Here is a 16,119-nt window from a genome sequence, read left to right as displayed (position 1 = left end):
ACCTCTTCCACGACGAACAAGATAGAGCGAAATCGACACTCGATCGGAACCGCGCATCATTACAAGTGGGTCAAGCCCCTCTCCAGACCAAGCCTCCTGCAAGGGGCGCTGAGCCGGTCAGCTCTCCACGCATTGGCCGCTACCCGCTATGCTCGGCCTGCACGGCGCGGGGGCGCCGATCATCAGGGAAGCAACACCATGACGACACGATCCAGGGGACCGTCGGCCGGCTTTGGCTGGCTGACGAAGGGCTTCAGCGTAGGCTTCCGCCATCCAAAGCCACTGCTCGGAGGGGCAGCCTTCCTGGCGGTGGTGTGCCTGTTGCCGTCGCTGATCACGATGCCGCTGCAATTCCACGCGATCAACGCAGGCACGCCGTTGAGCCCGGCCGCCTTCGGTTGGATCATGGCGGTCTCCATGCTGCTCAGTCTGCTGACCGTGCCGCTCTACGCGGGCTATCTGCAAGTGGTCGATGCAGCCGAGCGTGGGCTGCCGGCACGCGCACTCGACATCTTCAAGCCCTATCGCGAAGGCGAAGCATTGCGCCTGATCGGCTACGGACTGGCGATCATTGTGGTCTATGTCGCCATGTTCGGTATCGTCATCGCGGCGACGGGAGGTGGCGTCGCCAGCTGGTACATGCAAGCGTTCACTGCACAGGCCAACCATCAACCGCCGCCAACGGCGTTGCCCGACGGCTTCGGGCTCACCATCGCACTGTTCATGGTGCTCGGCCTTTTCATGATGGGTTTCTATGCGATCAGCCTTGGCCAGGTCGCGCTGCGCCGCCGCAACGTGTTCGGTGCCATCGGCGACGGCATGATCGGCGCGCTGAAGAACGTATTGCCGCTACTCGTATTCGCGCTGACCTCCATTCTTGCCTGGATTGCCGTGACCATCGTCCTTGTGATCGTGATCATGCTGCTCGCCCTGCTGGCCAAGCTCATCAGCTCCTGGCTCGTGCTCGTGGTGATCGTCCCGTTTTATATCGCCCTGTTCCTGGTGATGTTCACGGTAATGTTCGGGGTGATGTATCACCTGTGGCGTGATGTGTGTGGCGACGACAGCGTGACCGGCATGGCGCCGGCGCTCGCCGCCTGATCTGGCGTCATTCACTCCCATACGAAGGCGGCCTCGGCCGCCTTCGTCATTTGCGCCCGAAACAATTGTCTCTGCGCTGGCCCGATCAGCTCTTTGCGGAAACCCTACCCCGGGAATCAACGCATCTCACACTGCGGTTGAATCCTTCGCCAGTAACCGGCGGCCCTTGTCCAGATAGGTTTGCATCTCATCTGGCGGCACCATGTTGCCACCGGTGGCCCAGACCAGATGGGTGGCTTGCGCCATGGCGTGGCTGTCCAGGCCAACACGAATCAGATAGCCCTGTTCACCATGAACTCGGGCGATGCCCGGCACGCCGGCGAGCGCAGACGGTTCCAGGCGCACACCCTCGCTGCGCTCCATCAGCGCCAACAAGCTGTACATCTCCTCATCGCTGACTGTGTAGTAGCCATCCACCAGACGCTGCATGGCTTTCCCGACAAAACCCGAAGCGCGCCCAACCGCCAGTCCATCGGCCGCCGTCATGTTGTCGATGCCGAAGTCCTGCACGCTTACCGCGTCGTGCAGGCCGGTATAGACGCCCAGCAACATGCACGGCGAGTGCGTGGGCTCGGCGAAAATGCAGTGAACCGCATCGCCGTAGGCCAGCTTCAGGCCGAAGGCCACGCCACCAGGTGCGCCACCGATGCCGCAGGGTAAATAGACGAAGAGTGGATGTTGCGCATCCACGGCTATACCGGCTTCCGCCAATTGCTTCTGCAGTCGCTCGGCCGCGACCGCGTAGCCCAGAAACAGGTTGATCGAGTTTTCATCGTCGACGAAATGGCAGGCGGGATCGAGCTCGGCCTGCTTGCGGCCTTCGGCAATGGCCACGCTGTAATCGAATACATACTCGATGACCGTCACGCCGCGCGAGCGCAACATGTCTTTCTTCCATTGCCGCGCATCCGCGGACATGTGCACCGTCACCTGAAAGCCCAGCGCCGCACCCATGATGCCGATGGACAAGCCCAAGTTACCGGTGGAGCCGACCGCTATCTTGTATTGGCCGAAGAAGGCCCGGGCCTTGTCGCTGTCCAGCACCGCGTAATCGTCGTCAAGCCTCACCAACTTTCTCGCCAACGCCAGATCCTCGGCGTGCTTGAGCACTTCATAGATGCCGCCGCGTGCCTTGATCGAGCCGGAAATCGGCAGATGGCTGTCCCGCTTGAGCCACAGCGATCCGCCCAAGGTCCGACCGTAGCGCTCGCCCAGCAACGCATGCAGCTTGGGCAAAGGGCAAACGTCCGACTCGATGATGCCACCGCTGGCTTCCGTCTCCGGAAACACGCGCCGGAGGTAGGCAGCAAAACGCGTCAATCGCGCACTGGCATCGGCGACGTCTGCCGCCGTCAATCCCACATCAGCCATCGACTCCGCGACCGGAGCCACCGCGGGATTGAACCAGCTGGTTTCCCGCAGCGCGACCAGCTCGCGAATCAGCGGATGGCTGGCGTACCAGCTTTCAAGTGCTCTTCCGGAAATCATGACCCGCCTCTTTGGACAGTCGAAAGCTGTGAGAGGCATGGATGGTGTCAAAAAAACGGAAGGGTGTCAGGGTGTGCCAGTCAAAACGGGGCGACGTACTCAAGTCTGCCGGGTAAGCGAGGACATACCGAGGCGTCCCGGTTTCGCACGCCGTTATGGAACACGCGTGACTTGCGCATAGACGGCTTGCCACCGACCGCCTCTCTCTTCCCATACGTACACGATGCGCAGCTTCCGCGACTGATGCCTGCCGTCCTGCGTCCATCTGAGGTTTAGAAGTCCACCGGTGATTGCACCACCGCTCCACGCACGATCAATTCTTTCCTCGATCGCATAAGGGTCGATCTTGAATCCCGGAAGGTTGAAATCGGCGAGGAACTGCCGCTTGTCTTCGACCGACGCGTTCGAGTTCACCAGGATGAAGTCGTCCGATACGAGCGCGCTCAAGGTGCCAACGTCGTTGTGTGTTTGCGCCTGCTCGTAGGCTTTGATCGTTTGCACCAAAGCGGGTGGCAACGTACCCGCAAAGGTCGATAACGAGACAGCAAGCAGGACAGAAGCCAGGATTCTTTTCATGATTTGCGGGGCCTTGGCGAGCGTCATGGATCAAGCCGGACGTCCGTGGCAACCCAGTTCAGCTCCCAGGTTTTCCCGCCATCCGCCGAACAGGATTGCTCGAAGCGATCGGAGGTGGGGGTGATGTCAAGAAATACGTCACGGACCAGCACCATGCGCCCGTTGATCGCTTCCTCGTCGTAAAACTCGCCACGCCCATGCTTGAACTCGCCTACGGTCGGAACGCTGAATGCGCCGCCGCGACTCGTGGCGTAGTTCAAGCTCCACTGATGAGACTGAGGGTCGTAGAGGCGAACACTGACACCCTCGATGTGTCCCGCTGGACCATCGACTTCCAGTTCGACCAGATTGGCCTTGCCGCCCCAGATCTTTCGCACCACCGAGGTGCCGTTGTAATCCACCCACTGATGAGAACCGGCCAGAGGGTTGAGTAGCCGATGGATGTGGGTTTTCCAGGTACCGATTTCGAAATCGAAATCGTGGCTTCCGTCGATGGCCGGCTTTTGAGCAAGGCCCTGAGACATTCCGCCGTTCGGCCATAGCAAAATGCTCACCACCCAAACTGCAAGCACAGGTACAAAACGCATGTTGCCTCCGAACTCGTTCGATCGCACTGGCGTGCCGACTTGCGAATTGACAAGGCCAAGCGTAAAGAAGCTGTGCTGCCCGCACCAGAACGTACCTTGAGGTAATGATGAATTACTTGGCTCGACGAAATCTCGTCCACAACTGCCCCTTGACGGCGACATGGGCGGCGATTGGCGGCAAGTGGAAGATGACGATCATCTACTGGCTTGCCGAAACGCCGCGGCACTTTGCTGCGTTGCGCAGAAAGCTGAATGACGTTTCGGATGGCATTTCCGAAAAAGTTCTGACGCAGCAATTAAGCGAGCTGGTGGCAGATGGCATCATCACCAGGCGAAGCACGGGAGCCATTCCGGCGCCCGTGGTCTATTCGTTGAGCGAGTATGGAAATTCAGTTCTTCCCATGCTCGAAGCGGTCAAGGTGTGGGGCGCAAGGCATCTGGAGAGAACCCGTGCAGCGAGCGGGAACGCGCAAGGCGAGATGAGCTGCATGGCAGTTCGGTCACTTGAGGATGGTCTGATCATCCAGCGCTAGTGACGGCAACCATCACGTACGTCGTCGCCTCATACTCGCCAATGGATACATGCCGCCTCGCAGCGGAATTTCGCCCCCTGATTTGCTGCGCTTGAGCGCAGCGGTTCGCTCGGCGAGCGCACTTGTTCCATTCAATCCCTCTTTGTGCACGGTTGCAAAATCCCTGCGAACATTCCCATAGTGGCAAACGGCAGCCATCAAGGATTGCTGACTCCCCCAAGAGGACCCTCTGCACATGAAAAAAGCCGCCCTGGCCTCGGCGCTCGTTTCGCTCGCCTGCCTCCTTTCAGTCGCCTCGCCTGTAGCACCCGCAGCGGGCTCCGATACCTCGAAGGTCACGCCCGACATGATCCAGACCGCGTCGGACATTCCGGCCGACTGGAAGCAGCCGCAGGGCAACTTCGACTACGTCAAGCGCGAAGTCATGATCCCGATGCGCGACGGCGTGAAGCTGCACACCGTGCTGCTGATCCCGAAGGATGCGCACAGCCTGCCGATGCTGCTCGAGCGCACGCCTTACAACGCCAGCGGTTTCATGCCGAACAAAAGCCCGCACATGGCTGACGCGGTGTGGTCGGGCGACAAGGACTGGGCCGACGGCAGCGCCATCCTGGTCTGGCAGGACGTCCGCGGCAAATACGGCTCGGAAGGCGAGTACATCATGACGCGCCCGCCGATGGGGCCGCTCAACCCGACCACCACCGACGACACCACCGACGCCTGGGACACCATCGACTGGCTGGTGAAGAACATCAAGGAATCGAACGGCAACGTCGGCATGATCGGCTCGTCCTACGATGGCTGGACGGTTGCCATGGCACTGCTCCACCCGCACCCTGCGCTGAAGGCCGCCGCGCCGGAAAGCCCGATGATCGATGGCTGGATGGGTGACGACTGGTACCACTACGGCGCCCTGCGCCAGGTGAACCTCGACTACTTCAGCGGCCAGACGAGCAAGAAGGGCGAAGGCGAGGGCATCCCGCGCGCGAACTACGACGACTACACCAACTTCCTCGACGCCGGCTCGGCCGGCGCCTATGCCGAGGCCAGCGGCTTCAGGCAGCTGCCCTGGTGGAGCCGCTTCTCGGCACACCCCGCCTACGATGCCTTCTGGCAGCTCCAGGCGCTCGACAAGCTGCTCGTCGCGCATCCCTCCGACGTCCCCACGATGTGGCTGCAAGGCCTGTGGGATCAGGAGGACATCTACGGCGCCGTGCATGCCTGGGAAGCGCTCAAGCAAGCCGGCCACGGCGCCAACAACCACCTCGTGATGGGCCCCTGGTGGCACAGCCAGATCAACCGTGACGGCTGGAACATGGGACCGCTCAAGTGGCCCGGCAACACCACTGCGCAATTCCGCCAGAACGTGATGATCCCCTGGTTCAACCACTACCTGCGCGGCACGCCGCTGCCCAAGCCGCTGCCCGAGGCGATGATCTACAACCCGGTCGAGCAGCACTGGGACGGCTTCGCCGACTGGAAGGTGGCAAGCGATCAGCAGCTCACCCCGCTCTACCTGCAGGCCGATATGGGTCTGGGCTTCGAGCCGCCGAACGGCGGCGGCGACAGCTACGTCGCCGATCCAGCCAAGCCCGTGCCCTATCTGCCACGCCCAATCCCGACCCAGAACGAGGATCGCTGGCGCACCTGGCTGGTCCACGATCAGCGCTTCGTGGTGGACCGACCCGACGTGCTGACCTACACCACGCCGGTGCTGAGCAAGACCGTGCGGCTCGAAGGCGCACCGATCGCCGACCTCTTCGCCAGCACCACCGGCACCGACGGCGACTTCGTGGTCAAGCTGATCGATGTCTACCCCGGCACCGATCCCACCGATCCCGCCATGGGCGGCTACGAGCTGCCGGTCTCGCTCGACATCTTCCGCGGGCGCTATCGCAAGAGCTTCGCCGACCCTTCACCGATTCCGGCGAACCAGGTGCAGGAATACAAATTCCGCCTGCCCACGGTGAACTACGAGTTCAAGCCCGGCCACCGGATCATGGTGCAGATCCAGTCCAGTCTGTTCCCGCTCTACGACCGCAACCCGCAGACGTACGTGCCCAACATCCTGTTCGCCAAACCGTCGGACTACCAAAAGGCGACGGTGACGATCGAGCACGGGCCGGATGGACGCAGTGCCGTGCTGTTGCCGGTGGTGGCGGGCTCAACTGCCAACGACTGACCCGGTTAGCGGGCGAGCAACGCCACGACCGGCGTTGCTCGCCCGCCTGCTTCGCTATGCCGCATTCGCCTTGCGCAGCGGCGTCACGTTGGACGCTTCACCCTTGCCTGCAAGATCCGGCTCGGCGGAGATGAAGCTGGGCCGCGCCTGCATCACCGCCTGCGCACGTTGCACGTTGGGATACCTGGCGAGCAGCGCCGGGCCTTCCGGCATCTTCGACAACGAGTACAGCAAGGGTGCGGCGAGGTAATCGGCGATGCACGGCGCGTTGCCCACCAGGAAGTCGCGCTTGCCGTAGCCCGCGTCGAGCGTAGCCAACACGCGCTCGATATCAGGCAAGGCGGCGTCGATGATCGCGCGGTTCGGCTGCCCACCCTCGCCCGACGGGAACATGTACTGCAATACGTAGCGTTTGACGATGGCATCGTAGCCGTAGTCATCCATCGCGCTGTACCACTGTTCGGCACGGGCACGGGACGTGACGCCGCTCGTGGGCATCAGGCTCAGTCCATCGAAAGCTTCGTCGATGTAGCGCAGGATCGCCCGCGTTTCGTAGAACTGCAGCGGGCCGTCATACATCGCGGGTATGCGACCGAACGGATGGATGGCGTCAACGTCAGGCACATGCGGCGCCAGCGGCTTCAGCGTGTACGCCACGCCCTTCTCCGCCAGCGCGATGCACACGGCGCGCGTATAGGGGCTGATCGGGCTGCCCACCACCACCACATTGCCTGCCGTGCCCTCGGGATCGAGGTAGTCCACCAGTCGGTTGAAGACCGAGGTCCAACCCTGGTAGTGATCGTCGCGCACCGCGGCATCGGGGAAGCCCGTATGGCGCATATGGAGGTGCGTGCCGCCGTCTTTCTCGGTCAGCGTGACTTCAATGAGCGACGTACGTGCCGCCACATCGCCTTCGCCATCCCATGTCCAGGTGTAGGCGAGAAATGAAGGGCGCTCGATCACTTGGTAGATGCCGCTCGTGCCGTGCACGGTGCCGTCCCTCGTCACCATGGTGATGCGATAGCGCCCGCCGACACGCACGTCGGCACTGACTTCGCCAACGTGGAGGCCACGCGGGCAATGCCAGGCCGACATGGCGGCCTCATCGGTGAAGGCTTCGAAGACCTTCTCGCGCGGTGCGCGGATGAAGCGGGTCATTTCCAATTCGAAGGTTGCGGCTTGGGTGGTCATGGCTTTTTCCTCGGTGCACGCGGTGCGCCTCTGGCGGTTTTCCTTGCCTCGGCGCGATGGGTTCGCTCAACAAATTCGACCAGTCGATCCAGGTTGCCTTCCCAATGGCGGCGATACGCCTCCAGCCAATCGTGCGCATCGTGCATGGGCTTCGCCCGGAGACGGCAAATACGCCAGCGGGCATCCACTTCCCGCGCGATCAACCCCGCGCCTTCCAGCACCCGCAAGTGTTTGGAGATCGCTGGTGCGGACATGTCGAACGGTTCGCCCAATTCCCCCACCGTGGCCTCGCCCCTGGTCAGGCGGGCCAGGATGGCACGGCGCGTGGGATCGGCCAGCGCAGCGAAGGTGATGGACAGTGGATCGTCGGTATTTGCCATGCCTTCAATTAACCACTTGGTTAATCGATAGTCAAGTGCCTTCGCATGGCGACTCGTGAAGACGCACTGTTTCTCGCACTTTCCATGGCCGAACGGATGGCTGCGACCAGGCCATCAATCGACGCGCTTCGAGAGAGTCTCACCGGAGCCCTTGCTTTCGCTACAACGTCCTCCAACTCGTGCCGATGTTCGACAAAATCAGAAACTGGCGCATACGGCGCACCGTCGCCCGGCATCCGATCGCCGAACCACTCTGGCGAGACGCGCTGCAGCGTTGTGCCGCGGCACGTCGGCTCGGCGCTTCCGACCAGGCCACGCTGCGCGTGCTGGCAACGCTGTTCCTGGAGAGCAAGTCGCTTGAGCCGACCCAAGGGTTGCAACTCGACGACGCCGATCGCGTCCTGCTCGCGGCGCATGCGTGCCTGCCCATCCTGAAACTGGGCCTTGATTGGTACGACGGTTGGCACAGCGTCATCGTGTATCCGGACGCGTTCGTTCCACGTCGCCCAAAAATCGATGCAGCGGGCGTCGTTCACGAGACCCACACCGTGATGGCCGGTGAGGCATGGGGGCGTGGGCCGGTGATCCTGTCTTGGGCGGAGGTGCTGACTGGCGGAAATAAGCCGGGGCACAACGTGGTCGTCCACGAAATGGCACACAAGCTCGACATGCTCAACGGGGACGCCAACGGCTTTCCGCCCTTGCACCGGCGCATGGATCGCCGCGTGTGGTCGCGGGTCTTCTCGAGCGCGTGGGATCGCTTGAAGGAGGAACAAGCCAACGGGGCCGAGTTGCCGATCGACCCGTATGCGCTTGAAAGCCCGGCCGAGTTCTTTGCGGTGGCCAGCGAGCAGTTTTTCGAGGCGCCGGCAAACTTGCGCCAGCACTTGCCGGACGTTTATCGGCAGCTTGAGCTGTTTTACCGGCAGCACCCGTTCTGAGCGCTTGATGTTCAATCAAGGCGGGCCAGCTCACTTCGTACCCGTTTCCAATCAAGGGAACCCTGAGTGAAAGAACCTGTCTACCGACGTTGGTCGCAACACGCGCTGGCGGCATGCGCAGGTTTCGTGTGTGGTAATGGGCTTGAATAAGGCAGTGTCATCGAACGTTCCGGGCAGGTCCTACATCCGCAAGAGAAGGATCGTGCACGCGGTCTGGCCTTGCTCGACAGCGAAACGCGCGCGACCCTGAGTCGCAGGCGCTGGCAACAGCCGCCGTTGACGCGCCAGGCGCAGGCACTCACGTTGGCTTTGGTCCTGGTACTGCACGCGCTGTTCGTACTGGCACTGTGGTACGAGATGCAGCTCAAGCCGCCACATCTGGCGGCGGTGCGTATCGATAGCAATCAGATGCTGGTCGTGCGTCTGATCGATCAACCGGCCAAGCCGCGCGCCGCGCAACCGCCTGAGCCACCCACGCTGCCCAAATTGGTGCCGCCTCCGCAGGTGCTCCCCCGCGTTCGACCCGTGACGCACGAGAAGTCACCCCGTGACGCGATGGTCGTGCAGGATCATGAACCGGCACCTGCGCCGGCGGCCTCCGTGACCACGCCGGCCGCCGTCAATTTGCGGCTAACGCCCACCACGGAGACCTATGCAACAACAAGCGCCGCGGCCAAACCGGCCAAGCCCGCGGACGATCGTCAGATCATGCAGCACGACAGCAACCGGATGCAGTACAAGGCCACTCGCTTTGAAAAATATTTCCCGCCACCGAACGAGACGGCCGGTGGTGCGGTGGGTCGCCATATCGGCGATGCGCTCAAGGCGATCGCCAAAAGCATGTGCGATCCCACCAAGAAGAGCACGGCTTCCAACTTGTTGTGCGAGGTGCCTCCCCTGCCGCCTTCACCCAAGGATCGCGACGAGCGTCTCAACCTGCCGCCACCACCGCTGGCCGACGATCCGAATCCGTCCACACCGCCGCCACTGTCGAGCTGCATCGCCGAGTACAAGGCAGACAAGCCGCTGTCGGACGGCTGCCCGATAAACACGCCCGATCTGGCCTTCAAGGCCGAGATGCGTGAATGCATCGATCTGTTCCGTGCAGGCAAGCGCCTCAAGACATGGTGTCCCCTCGATACGCCCAAGCGCGCAGCGGCCGAGTCGTCGACGCCAGCGGCTTCCTCGAGTGTGGGTTTGCATTGAGCACGGTCGACCACACGTAGCGGCAGGTCTCGGAAAACCGGAATCAACCAAGGCCGGGCAGAACTCGTTTCGTCTATTTCCCAGCCGCCTCGATTTCCGCCGCCTTCTGCGCGAGTTCCTTGATCTTGAGAACACGCAACAGTTCAGACTTTTTGAGTCCTTCGCGAGCCTCTTTGATCACTTCGTGTGCCAGATTTTGGCTAGTGTGATGCCGCTTCGCGTCGATAGCGGCATCCAGCCGTTGCTGGGCTGCCTTGATCGCTTTATCGACGCGGTAGAGGGGAGCGTGCGGGTTCGTGGTCAGCGGTGGATCGTAGCTTTTCGTCATGGTGTTTCTTCGTGATCAGGAAGGCACGATAGCCCGGTTGACCCCGCTCCGCTCACGTATCGTCGTTAGCCGCTTGAATAATCAAAGCGGGCCAGAGCCATTTCAGTTGGTCGCCCATCGCAAGATTTCGCGCTATGGTTCGCGAACGGCATTGACTCAGGGGGAGACATGGCCAGGCGTAGGGAAAGCTGGATCGAGGTTGTTGCCTCGATGCCATGGCCGGTCGGCATCGTACTAGGCCTTATCGGGAATATCGCCATCCGTTACGGGATCGGCTGGTTTTTCAAGTCGAGTACAAACCCTTTCTTGTCAGCCATTGGCAAGCAGGCCGCTGCGGGTAGTTATGCCGCCATTGGATGGATGCTGCTTGGCGCTTGCTGGATTGGTGCCCTTGCCTCTTTCGTCGGCCAACGCAAACGCCGGCATCTGCTAAATACACAAACGGGGCTCGACAGCATTCGAGCCATGAGCTGGCGTGAATTCGAAATGCTGGTAGGCGAAGCGTTTCGTCGCCAGGGCTACACGATTCAGGAAACCGGTCTCGGTGGCGCCGATGGCGGCATCGATCTGATTCTGCGCAAGGATGGCAAGACCACGCTCGTGCAATGCAAGCAATGGAAAACACAGCGTGTCGACGTCAAGGTCGTGCGGGAGATGTTTGGTCTGCTGGCACATCACGGCGCCGCTGCGGTGAAGATCGTTGCGGTAGGTGACTACACTGCGGACGCGCAACGCTTCGCACAAGGCAAACCGATTGAGCTGATCCATGGTGAGGCGTTGCTTGCGATGGTGCGTGAAGTACAGACCCCGACGCTAACCAAAGCGGCAACGGTAACGACCAGACCCGTCGTTACGACCATGCCTGCGCCGGCACTCTCAGCGAATCCAGTCTGTCCGAAGTGCGGTGCCGATATGGTTCAGCGGTCGAATCGTCAAACCAAAGACCACTTTTGGGGTTGCGCGAAGTATCCAGCTTGTCGTGGCACGAGAACGGCATGACCGAAACAAGTAGTTCTGGCACCTTTGCTCAGCATTAACCCGTTGGTTGTTGCCAAATCAGAAGAGACAACGAATGAATGATTCACTAGTTCGAGTGGGTAACGTGCAACCCAAATACACAGCACGCGGAACGCTATCGTCGTTCTCAATCGAGCTATGGCACGACGGCTTAAATGAGCATCGCGAAATCAAAAGCTCCGATCCTGGCGTCTTGAAACACAAGGTCGATGCCGTCGTAACGAAGTGGGAGGAAAAGTGGGCCTCGAAGCAGTTGCTAATGAAGCGTCACGCGAGCGCTGAAGCTGCTGCTGCTCAAACAGAGGAAGCACAAGCGGAACTGGCCGGATGCGAGCAGATACTGCAAAAGGCCCTCAGTGTGGATGCTCGTGTCGACTGGGAAGCGCTCAAACTTCATGATCCCTTTGTTTGGGACATTGAGCGCAGCAGCGTGCTTCGGTACCGGGCACCCGCGAACGAACCCGTGGGGGTTTTTCCGGTAAAGCTTCCTCCCGTCCCAGACTCCAAGGCCTATAGACCTAGGTTGCAGTGGTATCACACATTCCTTCCTTGGCTCCGCAAGAAGTTGGAGCAAGACTCAGTTAGTCGGTATCGGGCAGCTACCCAGGCATTCGATCAGTTGGCAGCTGAGGCACGCCTTGCGGAGCGCAGCCGCGCCATAACTCTAGAACAGCAGAGAGCCGCCTATACGCAGGTCGAGTCGGAATACGCTGACGAACAGCGCGCGGCCGACGCCCATGTGGATGCGCTACACAAGGGATGGCAGAACAAGGAAGCCGAGTCCATCACCGGGCATGCAGATTTAGTCCTTGGCGCATCCAAATATCCTTCGTGGCTGAAAACCGACTATTCAGTCGCGTATAGCGCCGAAGCTGGAATGCTTGTCGTTGATTATCAATTGCCCGCACCGGCAGAGTTGCCGACCTTGGAGCGCGTTACTTACGTCAAGGCGCGCAACGAAAGTGTCGAAAAGCACGTCATCGAAGCGCGAAGCAAAAAGATGTACGACTCGACCTGCTACCAGATCACGCTTCGGACATTGCGTGAATTGTTCGAGGCCGACGAAGTCGATGCGTTGAGCGGCGTCACGTTCAACGGATGGGTAGAGGCCGTAAACCCGGCGACTGGGATACTAGAACGTGGCTGCATACTTTCGGTACAAGCAATCAAGGCTGAATTTCTAGCGTTTGATCTGTCCAAAGTCGACCCCAAGGCCTGTTTCAAGCTACTTCGAGGTGTAGCAGCAAGCTCTCTAGCTGGACTGGCACCGGTACGCCCAATGCTTCAACTTGCTACCGACGACTCGCGATTCATCGCCGGCCGCGAATTGGCCGACAATCTCGACGAATCAGTGAACCTGGCCGCTATGCCGTGGGAGGATTTCGAGCACTTGGTCCGCGAACTCTTTGCAAAAGTATTTTCGGGCAATGGGGCGGAGGTCCACGTTACACAGGCATCGCGCGATGGCGGTGTGGACGCAATTGCACTGGACCCCGATCCGATCAAAGGAGGAAAAATCGTGATACAGGCAAAACGCTACACCGCAACCGTAGGAGTAAGCGCCGTGCGCGACCTCTACGGCACTGTGATGAACGAAGGTGCCAACCGCGGCATTCTGGTAACGACCTCCGACTTTGGACCAGATGCATATCGCTTCGCTCAAGGGAAGCCACTCACGTTGCTTAGCGGGGGTAACTTGCTTTCGCTGTTGGCCGAACATGGCCACCGGGCGCGGATCAACCTTGCTGAAGCTCGGCAAGCCTTCACAGATGCACGCTGATCGAAATAAGAGGTGGAGAATCAAAGGGTCAGAGCCCGTTCCGCAAAGGGGCTGGAAGCAATTAATTTGATTTAATTCCCTCCGTCCCCTTATGCCCCCAAGAACCCAATTAGTTTCAGCTAAGTCAAAATCATTTCCCTTAAGCGTTTCAGAAATGCTCGAAACCGAAACCACTGCTTTATTTAAAATAAAACTATCCAAATCAACCAAATTCGCCTTCTGAAGCGCAATCATGTACCTTGCCTTCTTCAATGAATCCTTATGTTCGAACTCAGAGAAGTAATCCTCTTTGCCCCAATTTTTGGCCAACAGCTTTGAATTTTCAACATGATGTTTTAAAGCAGGACCAATCTCATATGCAATATCTATGGCGAGTGACAAGGTACTGACGTAGCCTGAGAAATCGCTAGAAGCTAATCCGCCGGAGTCATCTGGAGATAGGGAGTTTATTCGACTGATTCGGTCATAGTAAGTCTTCAGCTCGGCGCCGTATGGAGATGAAATCAGCTCAACAAAGAAGGCCTCGTATATAGCGGACCCCAATTTCGGTAGCGGACTCGTAACTTTGACTAGATTAGTCTTCCCTGACGAACTCACGTCATAGGACCTTGACAGCCATAATGGGAGAACACGATCAAGATGGTAAATTAAAGACGATTGGTTTCGACATATTTCCATTAAAGCTGCGGCAAGGGCAGCCACTTGTCTGGTCTGGTACTCAGTTTGGAATTGGAGACGGGCAGCTCGAATCGTGGAGCTTGCGCCAAGCCATGCCCCGAGCAGCACAGCCAATCCACCGACCATAGCACCGATAAATCCGCTATCAGTTGGAATTTCCATGAAAAACACTCCATGTCACTCGAAAACAAAGGGGTCAAGTTCAATTAATCACGAAGGAAATGTCTCTCGCACTCTTGCTTTTGGCGGACCGAACTCACTCAGAGAAATTATCCCTGACGCTTATTCCCTGTCTAGTACGCGCCGGAGCTTGCTGCTCTCGTTGCAATGGTGTCGCCAGCAGAGGTGCAGTCGGCTTTCTGTATGCCCTTCCACTTGGCATAGTTTGCCTCATCGAGCGCCTCCAGATACTGGCTGGAAGCGTTGAAGGCGTGTGTGCATCGATCATCAAACGTTCCGCCGCTCAAATCATGCTGGTAACTATCCGCATAAGAATTAGCATCGCTCAGGCGCCAACGACGGGCACCACCGGTGGCTACGCGAAGATATTCCTGATATTCAGCTGCTTCGCTTTTGAGCTTCGGGTCTTGCGTGATGGCCCTGTCATCGTGCTTTGGAAAATTAGATTCTTCTCTCTTCTCCCAATGTTGGCTATCAGGTAAGCAGTCCTTTCGCGATTTCCGATCCCATTTCTTCCAGTTTTCCTCGTCTCCAGCTTCCGCGTAAGCGGTCGTCAGAACCATGGACGCGTGGCAGATATCTCCGTTGGTACCGTACTTGGTCGAAAGTGCATAGCGCTGAAAGGCTTCATCTGCTTCGGACGCGGCGCGGACGCGGTTGGTATACGAATCACTAAGGTCATTCCAATCGCTCGTTTTGAAGTCATCGAGTGTCTTGTCGTGTGTCTTCGTGGCTGGCGAAGGCGCGTCTAAGTCAGGCTGTCCTTCGCAAGCGAGAAGTAGTAGGCAGATAAGGGCAATCGATATATTGCGAATCATCGTGTTCGGTCAACTTCAGGCAAGGGCTCTGGCCCAGTTAGTTTCTTACTAGTAAGGGGCTCTGACCATGCTAGCTTTCCGTCCCTTTCCCCGGGAATTGTCCTTTGCACTTTTCCTATCCTTTATTCGAATAGATCAGGCATTCGGTACTGCCTGCTGGGCTGGTGAAATAATCTTGTAGCCGAGTTCCTGCCACTTCTTCAACGCGTACTCTTTGAAATCCGGTAGCGGAGTTGCAACTACGATCCGTGCGAGCTCGTTCCCCGCCCTCGTAAACAAGACATTCCCTAACTGCATGGAATTTTCACTCTCCTGTGGCATTTCAACTACAACAGGTTGGCCACCGTAGAGGACAACGAATCGCTTCGGTAAACCGAGTCGTTGGTAGCCCCCGATACTGTTAAATGTAATCAGACCCAGACTATCCAGATGACTCACTGACTCAAAGTTGACGCCGCTGCTTCCGTAAATCGCATGCTGAGCATCGTAGACAAGGGGTGAGGGATTGCCGATCACCCATACATACGAACACAGTTTCGAAAACAATTCGGCGTCCCTTTTGTCCAGCGACGCGATCAGTTCGATCGTCCTCTTCGAGAACGATCCTGGCGCATTGGCTTCCCCCGCCAGGATGCTGGACCACACAGACTGCATCTGCTGATCAGAGATCAATCGACACCGATCGAAAAAGTGCGTCAGCCAGTCTTGTTCAATGTTTTCGGGCTTCGCCTCTTCGTTCAGATGTGGGATCGCCTGCGCGGTGATGTCCTCGATGTTTTCCTGCCGCTTACCTTCCTCCCTGACCATCCTGACTAATGCACGCTGCTCGATTTCCGAGACCTGGACGCGTGCGTTGGCCTCGATCAGGGCGGCATCAGCTTCCGCCCGTGCAATCCGTTTGATCTGCCAAGGCTTGGCGATACCCCCGACCGCATCCGATATCTTTTCGATCAACACCGTCGCCGGCTTCGAAATATTGCCGAGATTGACCAGCCCGCCATCGTCAGTCATTGCTGCTTCCTTTTTTCTCTCGACCTAAGCCTATCAACCGATAACACTGCCGATTGCTTTGCGGCCTGTCCGTGACTCCGCTTCTTGTCATTATTTTTCTTTTCCAACACCGCCCTCTGCCA

General features: G+C 58.9%; 15 protein-coding genes. 7 read left to right on the top strand and 8 right to left on the bottom strand.

Features of this window, described 5'->3' with window-relative positions:
• The first annotated feature begins 198 nt into the window (after positions 1 to 198).
• Complete coding sequence (locus B0E48_RS05330) at positions 199 to 1,101, top strand: hypothetical protein (RefSeq protein WP_077516557.1); 903 nt, start codon at positions 199 to 201, stop codon at positions 1,099 to 1,101.
• Positions 1,102 to 1,227: 126 nt separating this feature from the next.
• On the opposite strand, the gene dsdA is transcribed toward B0E48_RS05330, so the two are convergent.
• From dsdA to B0E48_RS05315, 3 genes are all read right to left on the bottom strand, one after another.
• Positions 1,228 to 2,589: a D-serine ammonia-lyase gene (gene dsdA, locus B0E48_RS05325; protein WP_077516555.1), complete on the bottom strand. Its 1,362-nt coding sequence runs from the start codon at positions 2,587 to 2,589 to the stop codon at positions 1,228 to 1,230.
• Between the two features lie 153 nt (positions 2,590 to 2,742).
• Entirely contained in the window at positions 2,743 to 3,192 is a 450-nt protein-coding gene (locus B0E48_RS05320) for a nuclear transport factor 2 family protein (RefSeq protein ID WP_077516553.1), read from the bottom strand.
• The gene (locus B0E48_RS05315; RefSeq protein WP_077516551.1) at positions 3,189 to 3,752 is read right to left on the bottom strand and encodes a hypothetical protein; all 564 of its coding nucleotides are present in this window, start codon (positions 3,750 to 3,752) and stop codon (positions 3,189 to 3,191) included. The genes B0E48_RS05320 and B0E48_RS05315 overlap by 4 nt, the downstream gene beginning before the upstream one ends.
• 104 nt (positions 3,753 to 3,856) lie before the next feature.
• Between B0E48_RS05315 and B0E48_RS05310 the strand changes: the two genes are divergently transcribed.
• Both B0E48_RS05310 and B0E48_RS05305 read left to right on the top strand, forming a co-directional pair.
• Positions 3,857 to 4,285: a helix-turn-helix domain-containing protein gene (locus B0E48_RS05310; RefSeq protein ID WP_343124592.1), complete on the top strand. Its 429-nt coding sequence runs from the start codon at positions 3,857 to 3,859 to the stop codon at positions 4,283 to 4,285.
• Positions 4,286 to 4,520: 235 nt separating this feature from the next.
• Positions 4,521 to 6,467, top strand: coding sequence for a CocE/NonD family hydrolase (locus B0E48_RS05305; RefSeq protein WP_077516549.1), 1,947 nt, complete (start codon positions 4,521 to 4,523; stop codon positions 6,465 to 6,467).
• A gap of 54 nt (positions 6,468 to 6,521) precedes the next feature.
• Here the strand turns inward: B0E48_RS05305 and B0E48_RS05300 are convergent, their stop codons facing one another.
• Positions 6,522 to 7,658 carry an SRPBCC domain-containing protein gene (locus B0E48_RS05300; protein WP_077516547.1) on the bottom strand — a complete coding sequence of 379 codons (1,137 nt, stop codon included), beginning with the start codon at positions 7,656 to 7,658 and terminating at the stop codon, positions 6,522 to 6,524.
• A complete protein-coding gene (locus B0E48_RS05295) occupies positions 7,655 to 8,038 on the bottom strand; it encodes a metalloregulator ArsR/SmtB family transcription factor (protein ID WP_077516545.1) in 384 nt (127 codons plus the stop codon). Before B0E48_RS05295 ends, B0E48_RS05300 begins: the two co-directional genes overlap by 4 nt.
• Positions 8,039 to 8,223: 185 nt before the next feature.
• On the opposite strand from B0E48_RS05295, the gene B0E48_RS05290 reads away from it, so the two are divergent.
• A complete protein-coding gene (locus B0E48_RS05290; protein ID WP_077516543.1) occupies positions 8,224 to 8,979 on the top strand; it encodes a M90 family metallopeptidase in 756 nt (251 codons plus the stop codon).
• Between the two features lie 219 nt (positions 8,980 to 9,198).
• Complete coding sequence (locus B0E48_RS05285; protein ID WP_254423851.1) at positions 9,199 to 10,185, top strand: hypothetical protein; 987 nt, start codon at positions 9,199 to 9,201, stop codon at positions 10,183 to 10,185.
• A 73-nt stretch (positions 10,186 to 10,258) separates the two neighbouring features.
• Here the strand turns inward: B0E48_RS05285 and B0E48_RS05280 are convergent, their stop codons facing one another.
• Entirely contained in the window at positions 10,259 to 10,513 is a 255-nt protein-coding gene (locus tag B0E48_RS05280; protein WP_077516541.1) for a hypothetical protein, read from the bottom strand.
• Between the two features lie 168 nt (positions 10,514 to 10,681).
• On the opposite strand from B0E48_RS05280, the gene B0E48_RS05275 reads away from it, so the two are divergent.
• Entirely contained in the window at positions 10,682 to 11,512 is an 831-nt protein-coding gene (locus B0E48_RS05275) for a restriction endonuclease (protein WP_077516539.1), read from the top strand.
• Positions 11,513 to 11,585: 73 nt separating this feature from the next.
• Positions 11,586 to 13,310 (top strand): restriction endonuclease, encoded by a 1,725-nt coding sequence (locus tag B0E48_RS05270; RefSeq protein WP_077516537.1) that lies wholly within the window; start codon positions 11,586 to 11,588, stop codon positions 13,308 to 13,310.
• Between the two features lie 971 nt (positions 13,311 to 14,281).
• On the opposite strand, the gene B0E48_RS05265 is transcribed toward B0E48_RS05270, so the two are convergent.
• Both B0E48_RS05265 and B0E48_RS05260 read right to left on the bottom strand, forming a co-directional pair.
• Entirely contained in the window at positions 14,282 to 14,986 is a 705-nt protein-coding gene (locus tag B0E48_RS05265; protein ID WP_077516535.1) for a hypothetical protein, read from the bottom strand.
• A 135-nt stretch (positions 14,987 to 15,121) separates the two neighbouring features.
• Positions 15,122 to 15,997 carry a DUF2806 domain-containing protein gene (locus tag B0E48_RS05260; RefSeq protein WP_077516533.1) on the bottom strand — a complete coding sequence of 292 codons (876 nt, stop codon included), beginning with the start codon at positions 15,995 to 15,997 and terminating at the stop codon, positions 15,122 to 15,124.
• Positions 15,998 to 16,119: the final 122 nt, after the last annotated feature.

Source organism: Rhodanobacter sp. C03 (genome assembly GCF_002001175.1).
In the GTDB taxonomy this organism is placed as follows: Bacteria; Pseudomonadota; Gammaproteobacteria; order Xanthomonadales; family Rhodanobacteraceae; genus Rhodanobacter.
This window is presented reverse-complemented; position numbering and strand designations above follow the sequence as displayed.

Bases quoted from the DNA above. Each gene is read 5' to 3' on its own strand.
- B0E48_RS05330 (WP_077516557.1), top strand. From the start codon at position 199: ATGACGACACGATCCAGGGGACCGTCGGCCGGCTTTGGCTGGCTGACG.
- dsdA (WP_077516555.1), bottom strand. From the start codon at position 2,589: ATGATTTCCGGAAGAGCACTTGAAAGCTGGTACGCCAGCCATCCGCTG.
- B0E48_RS05320 (WP_077516553.1), bottom strand. From the start codon at position 3,192: ATGACGCTCGCCAAGGCCCCGCAAATCATGAAAAGAATCCTGGCTTCT.
- B0E48_RS05315 (WP_077516551.1), bottom strand. From the start codon at position 3,752: ATGCGTTTTGTACCTGTGCTTGCAGTTTGGGTGGTGAGCATTTTGCTA.
- B0E48_RS05310 (WP_343124592.1), top strand. From the start codon at position 3,857: ATGATGAATTACTTGGCTCGACGAAATCTCGTCCACAACTGCCCCTTG.
- B0E48_RS05305 (WP_077516549.1), top strand. From the start codon at position 4,521: ATGAAAAAAGCCGCCCTGGCCTCGGCGCTCGTTTCGCTCGCCTGCCTC.
- B0E48_RS05300 (WP_077516547.1), bottom strand. From the start codon at position 7,658: ATGACCACCCAAGCCGCAACCTTCGAATTGGAAATGACCCGCTTCATC.
- B0E48_RS05295 (WP_077516545.1), bottom strand. From the start codon at position 8,038: ATGGCAAATACCGACGATCCACTGTCCATCACCTTCGCTGCGCTGGCC.
- B0E48_RS05290 (WP_077516543.1), top strand. From the start codon at position 8,224: ATGTTCGACAAAATCAGAAACTGGCGCATACGGCGCACCGTCGCCCGG.
- B0E48_RS05280 (WP_077516541.1), bottom strand. From the start codon at position 10,513: ATGACGAAAAGCTACGATCCACCGCTGACCACGAACCCGCACGCTCCC.
- B0E48_RS05275 (WP_077516539.1), top strand. From the start codon at position 10,682: ATGGCCAGGCGTAGGGAAAGCTGGATCGAGGTTGTTGCCTCGATGCCA.
- B0E48_RS05270 (WP_077516537.1), top strand. From the start codon at position 11,586: ATGAATGATTCACTAGTTCGAGTGGGTAACGTGCAACCCAAATACACA.
- B0E48_RS05265 (WP_077516535.1), bottom strand. From the start codon at position 14,986: ATGATTCGCAATATATCGATTGCCCTTATCTGCCTACTACTTCTCGCT.
- B0E48_RS05260 (WP_077516533.1), bottom strand. From the start codon at position 15,997: ATGACTGACGATGGCGGGCTGGTCAATCTCGGCAATATTTCGAAGCCG.